This window comes from Flagellimonas allohymeniacidonis (genome assembly GCF_004296335.1).
Lineage (GTDB): Bacteria > Bacteroidota > Bacteroidia > Flavobacteriales > Flavobacteriaceae > Flagellimonas > Flagellimonas allohymeniacidonis.
Window position 1 is genome coordinate 570,002 of the sequence record NZ_SGIU01000001.1, and the last position, 18,253, is coordinate 588,254.

The 18,253-nt window shown below is 40.5% G+C and carries 17 protein-coding genes; 4 read left to right on the forward strand and 13 right to left on the reverse strand.

Annotated elements, in window-relative coordinates; all coding sequences use genetic code 11:
* Positions 1 to 114 precede the first annotated feature (114 nt).
* Positions 115 to 2,892 (reverse strand): excinuclease ABC subunit UvrA, encoded by a 2,778-nt coding sequence (gene uvrA / locus EW142_RS02440; RefSeq protein WP_130609156.1) that lies wholly within the window; start codon positions 2,890 to 2,892, stop codon positions 115 to 117.
* 248 nt (positions 2,893 to 3,140) lie between these two features.
* On the opposite strand from uvrA, the gene EW142_RS02445 reads away from it, so the two are divergent.
* Positions 3,141 to 3,722 carry an RNA polymerase sigma factor gene (locus EW142_RS02445; RefSeq protein ID WP_130609159.1) on the forward strand — a complete coding sequence of 194 codons (582 nt, stop codon included), beginning with the start codon at positions 3,141 to 3,143 and terminating at the stop codon, positions 3,720 to 3,722.
* Positions 3,723 to 3,969: 247 nt separating this feature from the next.
* On the opposite strand, the gene EW142_RS02450 is transcribed toward EW142_RS02445, so the two are convergent.
* Positions 3,970 to 4,632: an endonuclease III domain-containing protein gene (locus EW142_RS02450; protein ID WP_130609161.1), complete on the reverse strand. Its 663-nt coding sequence runs from the start codon at positions 4,630 to 4,632 to the stop codon at positions 3,970 to 3,972.
* Positions 4,633 to 4,685: 53 nt separating this feature from the next.
* Here EW142_RS02450 and bcp point away from each other — a divergent pair, with 53 nt between their 5' ends.
* On the forward strand, positions 4,686 to 5,138 hold the full coding sequence (gene bcp, locus EW142_RS02455; protein ID WP_130609164.1) for a thioredoxin-dependent thiol peroxidase: 453 nt from the start codon (positions 4,686 to 4,688) through the stop codon (positions 5,136 to 5,138).
* Between the two features lie 40 nt (positions 5,139 to 5,178).
* Here the strand turns inward: bcp and EW142_RS02460 are convergent, their stop codons facing one another.
* Positions 5,179 to 6,642: a TonB-dependent receptor gene (locus tag EW142_RS02460; RefSeq protein WP_130609167.1), complete on the reverse strand. Its 1,464-nt coding sequence runs from the start codon at positions 6,640 to 6,642 to the stop codon at positions 5,179 to 5,181.
* 77 nt (positions 6,643 to 6,719) lie between these two features.
* Between EW142_RS02460 and EW142_RS02465 the strand changes: the two genes are divergently transcribed.
* Together EW142_RS02465 and EW142_RS02470 are read left to right on the forward strand one after the other, a co-directional pair.
* The gene (locus tag EW142_RS02465) at positions 6,720 to 7,505 is read left to right on the forward strand and encodes an MBL fold metallo-hydrolase (protein ID WP_240740141.1); all 786 of its coding nucleotides are present in this window, start codon (positions 6,720 to 6,722) and stop codon (positions 7,503 to 7,505) included.
* A complete protein-coding gene (locus EW142_RS02470; protein ID WP_130609170.1) occupies positions 7,502 to 7,996 on the forward strand; it encodes a hydrolase in 495 nt (164 codons plus the stop codon). The genes EW142_RS02465 and EW142_RS02470 overlap by 4 nt, the downstream gene beginning before the upstream one ends.
* Here the strand turns inward: EW142_RS02470 and EW142_RS02475 are convergent.
* From EW142_RS02475 to EW142_RS02520, 10 genes are all read right to left on the reverse strand, one after another.
* Positions 7,993 to 8,652, reverse strand: a complete 660-nt coding sequence (locus tag EW142_RS02475) for an alpha/beta hydrolase (protein ID WP_130609173.1) — start codon at positions 8,650 to 8,652, stop codon at positions 7,993 to 7,995. The two genes, EW142_RS02470 and EW142_RS02475, sit on opposite strands and share 4 nt — an antisense overlap.
* Before the next feature lie 10 nt (positions 8,653 to 8,662).
* Positions 8,663 to 8,986 carry a hypothetical protein gene (locus tag EW142_RS02480; protein ID WP_130609175.1) on the reverse strand — a complete coding sequence of 108 codons (324 nt, stop codon included), beginning with the start codon at positions 8,984 to 8,986 and terminating at the stop codon, positions 8,663 to 8,665.
* Positions 8,979 to 10,244 (reverse strand): dihydroorotase, encoded by a 1,266-nt coding sequence (locus EW142_RS02485; RefSeq protein ID WP_130609178.1) that lies wholly within the window; start codon positions 10,242 to 10,244, stop codon positions 8,979 to 8,981. Before EW142_RS02485 ends, EW142_RS02480 begins: the two co-directional genes overlap by 8 nt.
* Positions 10,241 to 12,163, reverse strand: coding sequence for a BatA domain-containing protein (locus tag EW142_RS02490; protein WP_130609181.1), 1,923 nt, complete (start codon positions 12,161 to 12,163; stop codon positions 10,241 to 10,243). Before EW142_RS02490 ends, EW142_RS02485 begins: the two co-directional genes overlap by 4 nt.
* A 149-nt stretch (positions 12,164 to 12,312) precedes the next feature.
* A complete protein-coding gene (locus EW142_RS02495) occupies positions 12,313 to 13,320 on the reverse strand; it encodes a glycosyltransferase family 2 protein (protein WP_130609184.1) in 1,008 nt (335 codons plus the stop codon).
* 30 nt (positions 13,321 to 13,350) lie between these two features.
* On the reverse strand, positions 13,351 to 14,127 hold the full coding sequence (locus tag EW142_RS02500; protein WP_240740142.1) for a sterol desaturase family protein: 777 nt from the start codon (positions 14,125 to 14,127) through the stop codon (positions 13,351 to 13,353).
* Positions 14,128 to 14,410: 283 nt separating this feature from the next.
* A complete protein-coding gene (locus EW142_RS02505; RefSeq protein ID WP_130609187.1) occupies positions 14,411 to 16,105 on the reverse strand; it encodes a tetratricopeptide repeat protein in 1,695 nt (564 codons plus the stop codon).
* 124 nt (positions 16,106 to 16,229) lie between these two features.
* Complete coding sequence (locus tag EW142_RS02510) at positions 16,230 to 16,868, reverse strand: SGNH/GDSL hydrolase family protein (RefSeq protein ID WP_240740143.1); 639 nt, start codon at positions 16,866 to 16,868, stop codon at positions 16,230 to 16,232.
* Positions 16,869 to 17,024: 156 nt separating this feature from the next.
* Entirely contained in the window at positions 17,025 to 17,663 is a 639-nt protein-coding gene (locus EW142_RS02515; protein WP_130609193.1) for a chloramphenicol acetyltransferase, read from the reverse strand.
* A gap of 6 nt (positions 17,664 to 17,669) precedes the next feature.
* Complete coding sequence (locus EW142_RS02520) at positions 17,670 to 18,248, reverse strand: hypothetical protein (protein WP_130609196.1); 579 nt, start codon at positions 18,246 to 18,248, stop codon at positions 17,670 to 17,672.
* Positions 18,249 to 18,253: the final 5 nt, after the last annotated feature.

Genomic DNA, 18,253 nt, shown 5'->3' on the forward strand with positions numbered 1-18,253 from the left:
TCCTACTGTTTTAAGTTCCCGAATGCAACTTTTACATTCTGACTAGGTAATACCAAACAGCGTGCCAAAAAAATTGAAAGGTCAGTAACTAACTGTATATTAAGTTTTTAAATCTTAAATTTTCTCTTTAAGATATTTCGCAGTGAAGGAGTCCTTGTTTTGAACCAATTCTTCGGGAGTGCCCTCGGCAACCAAGTGCCCTCCGTTTTCACCACCTTCCGGACCGAGGTCGATAAGGTAGTCTGCACATTTGATCAATTCGATGTTATGCTCAATCACAATAACCGAATGTCCTTTGGCAATGAGTTCATCAAACGACTTGAGAAGTTTTTTAATATCGTGAAAATGAAGTCCCGTTGTGGGCTCATCAAAAATAAAGAGCGCCTTTTCTTTAGTATCCCCTTTTACTAGGAAGGAGGCCAATTTTATTCGTTGTGCCTCACCCCCGGATAGAGTAGAGGAAGACTGCCCCAAAGTGACATAGCCCAAACCAACATCCTGCAAGGGTTGCAGTTTGGATACAATTTTCTTTTGAGTATGGGTTTTGAAATGAGCTATGGCATCATCAATGGTCATATTTAATATGTCATCTATGTTCTTGCCTTCAAATTGAACTTCAAGAATGTCCTTTTTAAAACGTTTCCCTCCGCAGACATCACATTCCAAATGTACATCGGCCATAAACTGCATCTCCACGGTGATTTCACCTTCACCTTTGCATTTCTCACAACGGCCTCCATCCACATTAAAAGAAAAATGCTTGGCTTGATACCCTCGGATCTTACTCAACTTTTGGGAAGCGAAGAGACTTCGAATGTCATCATATGCTTTAATGTAGGTAACAGGGTTTGACCTTGAGGAACGCCCGATGGGATTCTGGTCCACAAACTCCACATGTTTTATATGGTTGTATTTCCCATCTACTTTGGTAAACTGACCCGCTTTTTCACCATAGCCACCTACTTCTTTTAATATGGTGGGGTATAGAATTCGCTTGACCAAAGTACTCTTGCCACTTCCCGAAACCCCTGTGACCACCGTTAGCATATTCAATGGGAAGGTCACATCGATATTTTTCAAGTTATTTTCTCGGGCACCTTTTATTTGTATATAATTTTTGGAGTTTCTCCGTTCTGAAGGAACCTCAATGGCTTGATTACCATTCAAATAATCGGCTGTCAAGGAATTGGCCAATAAAATGTGCTCAAAACTTCCCGTAGCTACCACTTGTCCGCCCAAAGTTCCAGCCTCGGGGCCAATATCAATGATTTCATCGGCAGCTTTCATAATATCCTCATCATGTTCCACCACAATGACCGTATTTCCCAAATCGCGAAGTGATTTTAAAACTTCTATCAAATTTTCGGTATCCTTGGGGTGTAATCCGATACTGGGTTCATCCAAAATGTACATAGAGCCGACCAAACTACTTCCCAAGGAAGTGGCCAGATTGATACGTTGACTTTCCCCACCGGATAGGGTATTGGATTTTCTGTTGAGGGTAAGGTAACTTAAACCCACCTTGCTCAAGAAATCCAACCGAGTAGTGATTTCCTTCAATAACCGATTGGCAATTTTGCTATCATGGGCAGAAAGTTCCAAGTCTTCGAAAAAAGGAACAAGCTTTTTTATGGGCAGCTCGATTAAATCGGAAATCGACTTTCCATGGACCTTTACGTAGTCCGTTTCTTTGCGTAAACGTTTCCCTTTGCAAACAGAGCATTTGGTCTTACCACGATATCGGGACAGCATCACTCGATTTTGGATTTTATAGCTCTTTTCCTCCAGTAGCTCAAAAAACTTATGGATTCCTATAAAGTGGTCATTCCCATCCCAAACCAATTGTTTTTGTTCTTCCGAAAGTTCGAACCAAGGTTTGTGGATTGGAAAATCGAATTTATACGCAGAATTGACCAATTGGTCCCGGTACCAGCTCATACTTTCCCCCCGCCAGGGAAAAACCGCACTTTCATATATAGATAATGAGGTGTCTGGTACAACCAGATCTTCATCTATACCTATAATGTCACCATATCCCTCACAACGCGGACAGGCACCGTAGGGATTGTTGAAACTGAAAAGATGAACATTGGGTTCTAAAAACTTCATCCCATCCAGCTCAAATTGATTACTAAATTCTTTGATAGAACTATCCGCTAGGTTTTCAATGGCACACCTTCCCTTTCCTTCAAAAAAGGCATTGTCAACAGCGTTCCCCAAACGGTTGTAAAAATCCTCGTCGTCTTTAACTACAATACGATCCACCACCAAATCGAATTCCCTGCCGATATCCGCGGGTGCCTGGTCTATACGCAAAACCTTTCCTTTATATTTTAGTCTGGCGTATCCCTGCTTCGAAAAAAGCTGAAGTGATTTTATAGAGTCCCTGTCTTCCTTTATCGTAATGGGGGCCAATAACAATAGCTTTGTGCCCTCCTCCAAAGGTTTTATATAATTAATGACATCGGTTACCGTATGTTTTTTTACCTCCTTGCCTGAAACGGGGGAGATGGTCTTTCCAATTCGCGCATACAAAAGTTTCAGATAGTCGTATGCTTCCGTGGTTGTGCCCACTGTAGACCGGGGGTTGGTAGAATTTACTTTTTGCTCAATGGCAATGGCAGGCGCTATACCTTTTATATAGTCAACTTTCGGCTTGTCCAACTTTCCCAAAAACTGTCGGGCATACGAGGATAGGCTTTCCACGTAGCGGCGTTGCCCTTCCGCATAAAGTGTATCAAAGGCTAATGTTGATTTCCCAGACCCCGATAATCCTGTGATTACCACTAATTTATTTCTTGGGATAACAACATCGATATTTTTAAGGTTGTGCAGTTTTGCACCTTTGATGATAATATTCTGTTTTGAATCGACGTTTTGCAGAGAGGCCATTTGTTAAAATTAGGGGGGTAAAGATACAATACACCGCACTTAATACGTATATTGTTTCAGTTAACATCTAAAAATGCCCAAATCACAACATAGTTTTTTCACGGGTATTTGATTTTTCTATCTTTGAGTTGTAATTAAAAACCTGATAGGCCTATACAGCAATAATTACTTTTTTTAAAATTAACTAATTAACACCGCCACCTTTCTGGTAAAGGAGGCCCCTAATTTTAACCAAAAAAGTAATTTGTATGGAACTACAGATTGACGACTCGATATTAGTAAAGAACTACATTGCCGGAGACGAAAAGGCTCTTGAAGTACTGATCAACAGGTACAACCAAAGAATTTCCAGTTTTATTTATTCTAAAGTTTTGGACAGGGATGTCGCTGAAGACATCTTCCAAGACACCTTTATTAAGGTTATTAAAACCCTAAAGAGAGGTTCTTATAGTGAAGAGGGTAAGTTTTTACCCTGGGTGATGCGAATTGCGCATAACCTTATCATCGACCATTTCCGTAAGAATAAAAGAATGCCCAAGTTTGAAGGCAGCGATGATTTCAACATTTTCTCTGTTATCAAGGATGATAAGTTGAATGCAGAAAAGCAAATCATCAAAGATCAGATTGATCGCGACATTACCTCACTTATTGAGGAGTTGCCCGAAGATCAAAAGGAGGTGCTGGTGATGCGTATCTATAAAGACATGAGTTTTAAGGAGATATCCGAAAATACTGGGGTAAGCATCAATACTGCCTTGGGAAGAATGCGGTATGCCCTTATCAACTTGAGAAAGATAGTAGACCGCCATAATATCGTTTTAACGAATTAATCTGCATTCTGTCGAACACCGCAATATTTCGATTTCAGCTGCGTTATCTAATTGTAACATTAATGCTGAAATATGGAAAATATTTACTCTGAAGAACAAAAAACCACTAAGTCAGTAAAAGCCCGAAAGGAGACTATCGATTTTTTACTGAGCTATTCGAAGTCAATCCGAGTAGTTGGCAACAAAAAAAGGAAGTTCGAAGTTGTTCTCAACTAAGAACTTAAAAAACAGCAAAAAAGAACCGCAATTAGCGGTTCTTTTTGTTTTTATGATATTCGTTCAAGACTGTTTTTCGCCCGATGGTCTTTGTAATAACATCTTTTTCCAAGTCCCAACCGCGGGCAGGCGAGTATTCCCGACCATACCAAATGATTTGTAGGTGCAATTTGTTCCATACTTCCTTTGGAAACAATCGTTTTGCATCCCTTTCAGTTTGAACTACATTTTTACCACTGCTGAACCCCCAACGATAGATGAGTCGGTGGATATGGGTATCTACCGGAAACGCAGGTATTCCGAAGGCTTGGGATACGACTACGCTTGCGGTTTTATGCCCAACGGCGGGGAGTTCCTCCAAAAGTTCAATGCTTTCCGGCACTTTTCCGTCGTATTTGTCAATTAAAATCTGCGATAGACCATAGATTCCTTTCGACTTCATGGGCGATAACCCAACTGGTCTTATAATTTCCCGAATTTCATCCACAGTAAGCTTTACCATATCAAAGGGATTGTCCGCCTTGGCAAACAATAATGGAGTGATTTGATTTACCCGAACGTCCGTACTTTGCGCAGATAGCAAGACTGCAATCAACAGGGTATAGGGGTCTTTGTGGTCCAATGGGACAGGAATGGTAGGATAAAGTTCATCCAATGTTTCCAATACATAATTTACTTTATCCTTTTTCGTCATTTTTGTTTAATTTTATGCAAAATTAGTTAAACAATTATAATATTTAGACAACCATGAACACGCTAAAAGTAGGGGATAAAGTACCTGAATTTTCATCAAAGGACCAAGATGGAAACACAATCAATCTCAGCGATTATATAGGAAAAAAACTTGTGCTTTTTTTCTATCCCAGAGCCAATACTCCTGGTTGTACCGCTGAGGCCTGCAATCTAAGAGACAATTATGAATTACTGAAAGAGCAAGGCTTTGAGCTTTTGGGTGTTAGCGAAGATTCCCAGAAAAAACAAGCCAACTTTAGAAACAAATTTGAATTTCAGTTTCCGCTACTGGCCGACGAGGACCATACCGTTATTGAAACTTTTGGCGTATGGGGTCCAAAAAAGTTTATGGGCAGGGAGTATGACGGCTTGCATAGAACCACTTTCGTTATTGATGAGGAAGGTGTAATCGAAAAGGTCATAGAAAAAGTCAAGACCAAAGACCATGCAGCACAATTGCTAAACTAAAAACTGAAAAAGCACCTTAAGAGGTGCTTTTTTATTGATTTTAGGGTTGAGCTTCTTCTTTTTCGGGTATTTCTTTCCTAGTGAAAAGCTGTTTTTCCTTAATTATTTCGGCAATACCCTCGGGTAGCATTTCTTCCCATCCCTCTTCGCCATCGGTGATTTTTTTCAAAACCTCTCTAGAGAAGATGTCCATTACCTCTGGGTCATAATCAATAATGTCCATCACCTTCCCATTATACTTGAAGAACTTGTAGAGCTCCTTCATTCGAGGATGGACCTTTACATTGTTGCTGGTCATGATCTGTCCGGTGTCCTTATCTTTCATGGGGTACAAATACACTTTCAAATCTTTAAAGAAGAGTTTTCCGAAGGCCTCTAGAATGCCACCACTTAAATGGCGGTAATATTTTTCATCAAAAACATCCACCAAATTATTGATACCCATGGTGAGACCAATTCGGTTCTTGGTGTAGTTATTGAAGTATTCAACGAGTTTGTAATATTCCTGGAATTTTGAAATCAATACTGTATGACCCAAGGAACTCAATAACTCCGCACGGTCCAAAAAGTCCTGCTCATCAATTTCCCCGGATGCTTTTAAGTTGGATAAGGTAATCTCAAAAACCACAATGGTATTTTCATATTCCACGGTCTGCTCACGAATGAAAATATCGTAGGATTTCTGGAACATGTCCATATTAACTTTGGTAACCGGCCTAAAACTACCCCGTAATGCCAGAATATTCTTTTTATAAAGGATGGAAGCCGGTAACAAGTTGTTTCCATCAGGACCGAACATCACCGCATCGGTCATGTCGTTACGAATAAGCTGAAGGCTAATCAATCGATTGTCAACATCCTTGAAATTTGGACCTAAAAAGTTGATCATGTCAATTTCTACGGTATCCTTATCAATATGATCGTAGAGGTATTTCAACAGTTTTTTAGGTCTATCGTGTTTAAAGAAAGCCCCGTAAATAAGATTTACACCCAGTATTCCCAAGGTTTCCTGTTGTAATCGTGCTTCGTTTTGCTTAAAGCGGATGTGCAAAATAATCTCATCGTATTCCTTCTGCTTGGGATCCAACTGAAATCGAATTCCTACCCATCCATGACCTTTATAGCGTTTTGAAAAGTCGATAGTAGCCACGGTATTGGCATAGGTAAAGTAAAGATAGTTTGGATTGTTTTCCCTAGAGATACGCTCCTCCACCAATCGCATTTCGTGGGCCAACATCTTCTTAAGCCTTGATTGTGTCACATATCTGCCATCTTCCTCAATCCCATAAATAGCATCACTAAAGGCCTTATCATAGGCACTCATGGCCTTTGCTATGGTTCCTGATGCTCCGCCCGCTCTAAAAAAGTGCCTTGCAGTTTCTTGGCCGGCCCCAATTTCAGCAAAGGTTCCGTAAATATTCTGATTGAGATTGATTCGAAGAGTTTTTGCCTTTATCGAGGGGATATTCTCAAAAGCGTGTTCATCGCCGGCAACAGTAGACATGTGGATATGGTTTAGTTCTAACAAAGTTACACTCTTCCCCAAATCTATTAAATAAATAAGTCATAATTTTGATTTTAATGGATGATATGCTGACCATTACTTTCTTAGGGACGGGAACTTCACAAGGCATACCCGTAATCGGAAGCGATCACCCAGTTTGCTTAAGTCAAGATCCTAGGGATAAAAGACTTAGGGTTTCTGTGATGCTTTCATGGAATGATTTTAACTATGTAATCGACTGTGGGCCTGATTTTAGGCAGCAGATGCTGACGCATAATGTTAGAAAACTTGATGGTATTTTATTCACTCACGAACATGCCGATCATACCGCTGGAATCGACGATATACGGCCATTTTTCTTTCGACAGGGGGACATACCTATCTATGCCCACAAGCGGGTTATTTCTGAGTTAAATAGGCGGTTTGACTACATTTTCGCCAATGAAAACCGGTATCCTGGAGCCCCCGCAGTACAGGTCAATGAAATTAAAAAGGATGAACCCTTCTCCATCGGAGATTTACGGGCCATACCCATTGAAGCTTTCCACAATCGCTTGCAAGTGTTCGGATTTCGTATAGAGGGGTTTTCCTATCTCACGGATGTAAAGCGATTGGACGAAGATCAATTGCAAAAGCTAAAAGGTTCCAAAGTTTTGGTGGTGAACGCCCTTCGAGAAAAACCTCACCATTCCCATTTTAATTTGGAAGAAGCTTTGGAGTTTGCAGAGGAGGTAGGCGCAGAGGCTACCTATTTTACGCATATTAGCCATTATATGGGATTTCATGCGGATGTTGAAAAAAAACTCCCAAAAAATGTATTCTTGGCTTACGATAATCTAAAATTGAACGTTGAACTTGTATGAAGAACAAGATATTTCTGTACTTATTTGTATTCGCGGCACTTATTGCCCTTTTTCAATTTGTGAGCACCGGTAATTTGCAGAAAGAGCTGAACGGTGACATCGAAACGTTGCAAAGTGAGGTTGAAACTCTCAAAGATTCCATTCAGAAGGCCCAGTTGAAAATTCTGGATATCCAATATTTTTCATTGGAGAACAATGATGATGCCTTGGCTTATTATGAGCATTTGAACCTTGAAAATCCATCAAGATATATTGAGGACAAGTTGTTGGAGACCAATGAAAGGAGAGGGGACAACCCTTTGATTCCATATGAAGGAATGAACGGGGATTTCAAAATCAATAAGATCAAAGTGATCAACCATCGATGGATTTTGGCTGATTTTTCAGACGGGAAATTCTGGGGGGATTTGGTGATCAGATATGATTTGAAAGACGACTTGAGCGTTGATTTCACCTTAGTCGACCACCTACTTTACACCAGGAATAACTAAGGTTGTGATTCCAACCACTTTAGAAAAGAATAGAAGTTTTGGGGAGAAACCCCGTGACCTATGGGAAATTCCTCAAATTTGAACGAAATGTTCAATTTATTGAAAATGTCTGGAGCCTTTTGGGCCCATTCAATAGGGATAACCTGATCTACCTGACCATGTGAGGCATAAACCTTGAGATGGGAATGGTCTTTGCTTTCATGATTTTCCAATAGTATACTTTCATTAATATAGCCACTTAGGGCAATTACATTTTTAATCCGGTCAGGATAGGAAAGGGCAACAGCGTAACTCAGCACGGTACCTTGGCTGAAGCCCAAAAGCGTAATGTTTTGGTCATCAAGATGATATGCCGCAATGGCCTCATCAATAAAATTCAAGATTTTATCCCGAGCTTCTTTGGCCTGGTCATTGTCGCTCCATTTTCCATATTCTGCATCAAAATTTATAGCATACCAGGCGTAACCAAAAGGGTCAAGATTGAATGGGGCACGAACCGAGATCACAGTATATTCTTCAGGCAATTCCGAAGCGAATGAAAATAAGTCCTCCTCGTTGCTACCGTACCCATGAAACATGAACAATCCAGGAGTTTTTTCGGTTTTGAGCGATGAGTGTCTTATCAAATAGGTCAATGATAATGGGGTGGGGGACATCGATAGATTTTTATGGAATAAAGGTAAACCATTTTTGAAAATAGCTTCCCAATAGGGGAAGTGTATTCTTTTTGGACTGGATGGCCGAAACTAAACCATAAACCCAACAGATCAAATACAATCCATAAAGAAACAACCACCCTGAATCGATATCCGAAGAGTTAAGAAAGATGGCAATGGCATGGTATAACAGGTGAATGCCAAAAGCTTGACGAATATGAAAACGAGCAAATTCGTTTTTGGGTTCCATATTCATTGTGATAGCTATAAGACACCCAATAATGGTGATATAGGAAATGATGGCCGTTGTTTTGCCCGGCTTCGAACTACTCAAAATTGGATAAGGCTATTTGGTTATTGTTGATGGTCCCATAAACCTTACCCTTAAGGGTAGTTTCCAAAAACATACTGTTCTTAGAGGTTGATTCAATATGCTCTGGTCCAAATACCCAGTCGACATTTGGGTTGAAGAGGCACAGGTTGGCTGTAGCTCCGGGTGCTATTTTTGGTTCGCGAATAGCAAATCGTTCCCTTCCCTTGGTCAGCAACGCTATGGAATCTTCCAGTCCAAAAAGTCGATTTAAGCTTCCAAAGGCAGATTCAAAGCCGATGGTGCCCTCAAGGGCATGGTCAAACTCCACCCGTTTTTCTTCTATGTCGATGGGCGTGTGGTCTGTGGTAACATAATCAATCACACCGTCCTTCAAACCTTTTATCAACGCTTTGCAATCCTCCTTGGTGCGCAAAGGAGGCACCACCTTAAAATTGGTGTTGAAGTCCTTCAAACTATCATCGGTAAACATTAGGTTGTGTATGGCAACACTGCAGCTAACGTCCAATCCTTTTTTCTTAGCTGCTGCAACGAGCTTTACCGAATTTTTGGTGGATATGGTAGGAATATGAAGTTTTCCCCCCGTATATTCCAAAATAAACAGGTCCCGCGATATTTGGAGTTCTTCGGCCAGGGCCGGAATACCCTTAAGACCAAGAACCGTAGAGTTCTCTCCTTCGTTTACAACACCTTTTCCTTTAATGTTTCCATCCTGAGGATAGGAAAACACCAAACCATCAAAATTTTGGGCATACAAGAGCGCAATCTTTAAAAGATTAGGATTGCTTATTTGCTTTTTAAAATCGTAAAAACCGACCGCCCCCGCGTTTCCCATATCGAACAGCTCGGCTAGGTCTTTCCCCTCCGAATTTTTGGTCAAAGTTCCCAAAGGATGCAGGTCCGTGGTTTTCCCTTTTGCTTTTTCCATTACAAAAACAATGTCGGAACTGGTATCTGGCAAGGGGTTGGTATTGGGATTTAGTATGATATCGGTATACCCAGAAATGGCTGCAACATCAAGTCCATTTGCAAGCGTTTCCCTTTCTTCATATCCTGGTTCCCCAAAACTTACTCCAGAATCCATCCAACCTAAGGAAACATGTAAATTTTTGATGTCGATTATTTTAGTGGGGGAAGGGACGTCAACGGAAGAAGAAATGGTATCAATAATTCCGTTTTTTATGAAAATATCCTTCTTTTTCAAGTGCAATCCCTTGTCTTGGGGGTAAACTATTTTTGCAGACTTGATCAGAATGTTCATGTAACGAATTTTTGAATGATCACTTCTATTAGAGCTAAAAGCAGCGCAAAAATAACAAACCATTTCCAATATGAGGCAACGCTGCTTTTTTCATCAAGGTATTGAAAAAGTGATGCCATGGAATCCTTGCTTTCCATCGCATTGATATTGTCAATGTCCAAATAGCTTAGTTTACTCTCTGTTCTTGGATAATTAAAGCTGATTTTCGACAGTACCTCACTCTCGGTTTTGATTTCAAAAATCCCCGATATTTTGGGCTCCTCATCAAAGTATAACCGCACCTTATTCGAAAATGATTTTTGTAAGGGGATAAATTGCATTGTTTCATGGCCCACATTCAATACGTCATCATTTCCCAATTGCACTGGAACGTCAATAAAGCTGGTTGTGCCCAGGGTTTGATATAGTTGGGGAACCTGAAGACCAGATAACGCCATATTGTAAAACGTGGGCACAATGAGTGGGGAGTTTTTAAAATTGCTTACGCTTCTTTCCAAGGAGGAAGTAAATAAATAGAAACCATCATCACCCAACAAAAAAGCATCATCCCCTTCAAAGGAAATAATATTGGGTGCTCTGGACTGTACTCTAAAATGGGATTTTGCGTGTGGAAATTGAAAATTATCAACTCTATTTTCAAACACATTCCGATAGATCGGATGGTCAAATGAGATTTTGCTTATCCGGGTTTCAACTGGAACTTGCTCCAGAAAAAAGGTCCCGAAAAAATTGGATACCAATGGGTTATACATGGAGAAATCGCCTTGTGCAGAAGGAATGACAATCAAGGTGCCCCCTGCTTCCTTAAAGCTTATCAAAATGCGGTTCAATCCCTCAGGAATGTTGACCAAGTCATCCAGTATTACCACATTTTGATTGTCCAAAAGACTGTAATCCAACTGGTCGAGGGTATATATTGAAAGTGCAAACTCATCCTCTGTAAACAGTCGTTTTAGATAGTCTCCTTCATCCTCGGAAACAGCCAATACCCTTATTTTGGGCCTTTCGTCAATGTTAAAAAAAAACTGGTTGTCGTAAGAAAGACTATTATCCGTTATTTGCAAAAGTCCATCTATGGCTTCGTTACCGGGAATGGAGAATTCCACTTCGGTGTTGGAAGATTCGCCAAAAGTAATCGCCGATTTTGCAATGAGAGTATCACCATTATACAATGAAAGGGGAATGGCCTCAGCTTCACTTATGCCTGACACATATACCTTAAGGCGTTCTTGTTGGGAGTTGTTGTTTTCAAGGTAAACGGAATCAATGCTTACATTGGCTGTGGTTTTTGGGGTCATTTGTACCCCATGAAAATTAAAATTCTTCCCTTGTTCAAATTCAGCGTCGCCCAGTGTGTTTTGGAAATCAGACAAGACAATAAGATTCTTTTCACTGCTTGGGCTGTCAGAAAATAAAGTTTCAGCTTTTAACTGTATATCTTCCAAACTTAATTGCCTAGGGGTATTTGGCAATTCCAAAAGACGATTTTGAATGTCCTTTATGGTCACATCAGTAAAGGTCAGTGTATTTGTAAATAGGCTGAATACTTGTTCCTCATCTGAATATTTTATGAGGTCTTGGACGGATTTCTCAAATAGGGACAAGCCATTGGATTTAGCTTGCATACTAAATGAATCATCCAAGTAAACCACAGTTTCCTTCTGCAACAACGCACTTTCCTGAGCGGTGAAAGGCTGTGCAAAAGCAAATACCAAGGCCGCGACCAAAAGACATCTAGTAACCAGCAATAACCATTTTTTTAAGGTGTTGCTCTTTCTTGATTCCATGGTCACCTTTTGAAGCATTGCCACATTGGTGAAAGGCGTTTTCTTAAATCTACGAAGTTGAAAAAAGTGAATAAGAATGGGAATGATAAGCAGCGCTAGAGCCCAAAGAATTTCTGGATGTTTGAATTGCATTCCCAAAATGATTGCTCAAATATACCGATTAAAATAATCTTGATTTATATGCGGTGTTGTTAAGACTATGGTAATTTACTCCTTATGGATTGCTGGAAAAACAAATAGTTGAGAGTTTGTATGACCAAAAGGGGGAGGTCTCCGCCTTATCAACAAAAGAAAAAATAGTCGAGTCTATTTTTATGGTGTAAGCGTTCTAAATAAGATTTGATTTCTCTTTGTGATTGCTCATTGGCAACTGTAATAAGGCTTTGTGGATTTTTAAGGGATGGAAGTAATGAAAAATGGTGAAGGGATTGCCCGTATATGGTTTTGTTTATTTTATTGGGATTATCACAGAGCCAAGTAAAGGGAATTTCATTTTCCACCAGTTTTTTGGCGATGGTCTTGCCTTTAAACCCTGCTCCCCATACTGCCAAGGGACGTTTTTTATCGTAATCCAACTTTAAGAAATAATGCATTTTAATTTCCAAAAAATAGTTCTGGGCATAATGTTCACTGGTTCTTGAGGTCCGATGGTCATAGTCTCTCCACAAGTGAAGCAATTCAGGGCATGGGATGATTTTTAATCGGTTCTCATAAAACCTAAAGGTAAGATCGTAGTCCTCGGGATAGCGGTTTGGATTAAATCCATCACATTTTTCAAAGTCTTCCCGGTATGCCATCCAACATGGGGAAGGAATCACACATTCCTTATAGATTTCATCATAATTGGTAGCGGTCGCAGTTAATCGATTTAACCAAGCTTCATACTTTGCGTATCCATCGCTGATGCCCCGATGCGAGAAGTAGCGCACCTGACCTACGGCCAAATGACCCTTACCCGTTTTATGCAATGCCCTAACCATCCATTCCAGACGATTTGGCGTCATGACATCGTCAGAATCCATTCGGGTAATGAAGTGGCCCGAACACTTGGAATATGCCATTTGCAACGCATGAATGATTCCCGTTCCCTTGTTCTTTAAAACTTGGATACGGGAATCATTGTTTGCATACTCCTTAAGAATTGAAAGGCTGGTGTCCTCGGAATCGTCGTCCACAGCTATCAATTCCCAATTTTGATAGGACTGTGTCAAAACCGAATCTAAACATTCGGGTAAAAACTGCTCTGTATTCTTAAACGGAACCAAAACACTGACCAAAGGTGCATCCATTGGCACAATTTAGTCAATCGAAAGGTGTTCCTATGGCTTATCGCGAGAAATATCCTTAAAGGTCAACATCTCCCAGAGCTTGCTTGAGCCACCATCATAAAAGCCGGTTTCATGCTCAAACTTCTTTGGGTTTTTAAAAGTGCCAAAAATCATGTCAAAAAGAGAAATATCCGAATAGTTATAGGCGTGAATGCCCTTCGCATGATGCAAGGTATGTGCCTCTGGCCTTTGAACTATATATCCAATCCATCTCGGTGTGCGAATATTGCTGTGCTGAAAAATGGAGAAGAAGGTTGTGGTAAGAATGATTAAAGTTGTAGCCTCTGGAGTGAAACCAGCTACGACCACCAAGCAAAGGCTTCCCAAAAAGGTGAACCCAATCATATCCATCGGACTAAAGAAAAAAGCTCCATAACTATCCATACGCTCGGCACTGTGATGCATTTGATGAAAAATTTTCCATAATGCATCACTTTTATGCATACTTCGGTGCCAAATGTAAACCCCAAGTTCGTACAGCATAACCCCGACAAAAGCTCCACCAAGGGTACCCAGTGAACTCAGGTCAAACAACTGGTAGCTGGCCAAATATCCGTCCCATATCATTGGAAGATAAGAGGATAGATAGAAGAAAATAATAAAAGCGGTGATACCCTTGATTTTCCAATATTTTACCTGTGGCAACTTTCTAGCCGGAAGTATGGCTTCCCAAAGCATCAGAAAAGCGTACATGCCCAAAACAATAAACGTAATGGGGTCTAAAATCAACTCAAGAGGAGTTGGCAATTGCATAATAATTTCTTTCATAACTCAACTAACTTAAAAATGATAAAAAAGGCTGTCCAACAAGATTCTATTGAGCAGCCAAAAGAAGACTGTTTGTTTTTTGCGGTGCAAATGTATAGGGGCAAATTGGCCGACTCAAGAAATAAGGGTATATGGATGGTAGTCCCCCTTGGATTTTAGGTAGACATTAAACGGAAAAACGTTAACTGAAGGGCAACCATAGGTAGACATAAAATTTTAACTATCTGACATATAGTGCTTTAAAAATGTTAAGAGAAATTACTAAAAAACAGAGTTTTTTGGGTTAAATATCCCGCTCCAGCTGCAAAAAGTAGTCCAATAACTCCTGTTCGGGCTGTAATTCCAGCTTTTTACGAAGTCGATAACGGGCGGTTTTTGCACTTTCGGGGGATATTCCCAAAATGCTGGCAGACTCTTTCACGTTCAAATTTAAACGCACCAAAGCCGCTATTTTTAGGTCATTGCTGCTTACCTCAGGATGTTTTTCGTTAAGGCGGGAAATAAAAGTGCTATGGACTTCCTCAAAAAACCGTCTAAAATCTTGCCAATCCCTGTCCATATTGGTGTTGATTTTGAGTGTCCTTTTCAATTCCAGAACTTTTTTCTCCATGTCCTTCCCACCTTTTCCTAGCTCATTGATTTGTTGTTCCAGTTGGGCCAGAAGTTGATTTTTCTGGACAAAATTTAAGGTATATGAAGTAAGCTCTTTGTTTTTAAAATTAAGCTTGTTTTGAAGCTCCTGTTCTTTCAAATGCGCGTTTTCCAGTTCAGTTTTGGCTAGAGCTTCCTTGGATTGTGACAACTGCTTCTGTTGAGCTATCAATTCCTTGTTTTTATTGTTTTTTACCTTTTGATGGCGGAACATTAAAAAACCGATGGTGCTTATGGCAATAAGTCCCAGAGATAGTAGAAGGTTCGTTAGGTTTTGAACCTGCTCATTTTCTTTCAGAAGGGCAATTTCCTGTTGTTTTTGACGTAATTCGTTGTCAAATGCCAATGCAGCAATTTGTTTTGACTTTGTGGCATTAAAAATGGAATCTTTTAGAAGAATAAATTCATCATATAGAATCAACGCCTCCCTTAAATTGCCCTCTTCCTTTCTTAGAAGCTTGAGTTCCCTTAGGGCACTAAGTTTATACTTTCTCAGTTTTTTCAAATTGGCATCCGCATAAGACGCTATCAAAATTTCTTCCGCCTGTGGAAATTCGCCCCTGAGCCTATGAAGCCGACCCATTTGAATGGTACTGCTCAGCAAACCATCTTCATCATCGATTTTTGTGCTAAGTTCCAGCGCTCTTCCCAAATGATAGCTCGCCAATTCGAGTTGGCCAAGGTTAAGGTTAAGCCTTCCCAGCCGGTTATGGGCCTCTGCCTGACCATATTCAAAATTGTTTTCAGAATGTATCTTCAATGCATTGGTCAAATATTCCTTTGCTTCCGGATATTGTTTTTGCTCCATAAGCACTGTGCCTATCTTAGTGAAGGTCGTAGCTATGCGGTCGGTTAAATTGAGAGCTGTATAGGTGTCAATGGCCTTGTTGTAAACTTCCAAAGCTTTAGAATATTCCTCTATATCGGCGTATACCATTCCTGAATTCATGAGTGCATTGGTTGCTCCCTCCGAATCTCCAATTTCTAGATATACCGTTTGGGAATCATTTAGATTTTCCAAGGCTTTTTTTGGATGCCCCTGGGTCCAATAGGCCACTCCAAGAACACGTTGGGCCATGGCTATTCCAGATTTATAATCTTGTTCAAGAGCAAGACTCAATGCCTGATTGCCGTATTCGAGGGACTTTTGTGAATCAATGACCCAATAGTTGTACCCCAATTGATTAAGAATATTGACTTTTTCTACAGGAGTACTCTTACCAAACTCTAAAGTGTCGATAAGCGAATTGATTTCTTCAAGGGACTGCGCATGGAGATGTCCCATTGTAGATAGAAAAACCATTAAAGCCAAAAAAATCCGCTTCATCTCTGTGTTATTGGGCACCTTATAGCACAAAATTGCGCAAAATTATGGGTTTTAGATAGTTTCCTCTAGGAAAATCACAGATGATGACGCTTAAGCGGAAGCTTTCGAAATACTTTGAGAAGCATTACTCACTTGGCGTATTCAACGCATTTTTAATTTCTGATTCAATCACCCCCTCCATAATCATATACCCTTTTTTAGTGGGATGAACACCGTCTTCCGCTAAATCTTTGGGAAGGCCATTTCGCTCATCGGCCATGGCGGAAAAGTAATCAGCGTATGCTACCTTTTCTTCTTTGGCCAATTTTTTAAGTAGCTCATTGAGTTCTGGAATTTTGATATTGGGTTGTAAACCAGGTCGCCATGAATAGTCGAAGGCAGGTAGTACCGAACATAGAATAACTTTAATGTCATTTGCTTTGGCCAATTCAACCATGGAAAGGATGTTATCCCGTATTTGCTCAAGTGTCATGGGGCCTGTATTGCCTGCAATGTCATTGGTTCCGGCCAAAATCACAACAATATCTGGATCAAGCTCGATGACATCTTGGCGAAAACGCAGAAGCATCTGGGGTGAGGTTTGACTACTAATACCTCGATTCACATAGGGTTTGCCTTTGAAAAACTCCGGATGCGCCACAGACCATCCTTCGGTAATCGAATTCCCCATAAAAACTACACGCCCCTTTTGTTTTCCATAAAGTTTAAAGACCATATTCGCTTCCTGGTATTTGGTAAGGTTGGCCCAGTCCTGTGCTTCCATCTCTGAATTTTGAAACAAACAAAGAAAGAAAAATGGAAGTAATACCAATTTTTTTGCATGAAACATGATTGGATTTTCTCTAAAATTAAGGATTTAATCGAGTAGAAGAGGTGATGAAACTTCGAACAAATTCAGCGAAACGATTTATAAGTGGGGCTATCTATCTCCAATACTCCGAAGCTTCTGCTCAACTTTTTCGAAAAAAGCTCCCATATGTCTTCCATCCACTAAGGCATGATGCGCTTGAACGGAGAGAGGCATCATGGTTTTGCCTTCTTGTTGAAAAAATTTGCCCCAACTGATTCGAGGAACCGAGTCATGGGGATGATAATGCATGGCATGTTGCATGCTTGTAAAGCTAATCCAAGGAATTGCAGACATAAAAAGCAAGTCGTCCCTTCCCGGTTCATCCTCAATGGAAGGATTGGTTTTCATGGCATCCCGGACACTCTTGGCTTCTTCAATAAAATCATTCAAATTGGATTGGAACGTGACCGTACAAAAGCTAAACACATCTGCCTCATCGGTTGGGACCGTGAAGGAGGGGTGAACCATCGAATGCTCTATTATCTCGTTGTTACGAACGCGCCATCTAAACTCCTTTACCTCATTGGCGGTTTCCGAAAGTAAATGCACCAAACTATAGGTCGTAGGCAATTGTTGCTTTTTAATTTGGGCTAAAAAATCAGATATCTCAACATTGGCCGTGATGTTGAAATGCGGATGATTCATGGTATTGAAAAACTCGAAATGCTTTTTCCTGTGGGCATTTTCAAAAACGACCTTCTTTTCCAAAATTGGCTAGTTCTTTGGAGGGGTGATCATAATATGGGCCCTATGTGTACCTGGGTCCATTAACCAAGCATGGCCGGGTGGAGTGGGGGTGGTAGGTAGTCCTGTGGAAGCCCCAGTGGCAAAGGGGATGTAAAATACATACCTCACATAAGGATTTTCAATTTCCTTGGTTTCCTTGTTCACAGTACCTGTAAATACACAGAGGGTTGCCTTATCGGGCATTTTCAATTTACCTGACTTTACCTCATTCTCCCGGATATCAAAGATTTCCTTGAATTCCTTTCCTTGAGCCTTCAGCTCCCTTCCCCTGGCCATAAAGGGTTCGAGGTCTTTATGATATGCAGCGGTGGAAAACTTTTCGTCGCCAGGGTTGTCCGCCAAGGCAATATAATCGTTGGTTCCTTCCTGCAAAGTCATAAAATTACCGTTTGCATCATACCCATAAACCTTGGCACCATCTTGGTAATCTTGGGGTACGGCCATCAAGGCTGTTTTGATTTGCCAATCCTTAGAGGGAATTTCTTGGGCAACCCCAAATGGCATTGCAAAAACAATACATGTCAACAAAATAACAATCTTTCTCATATGAC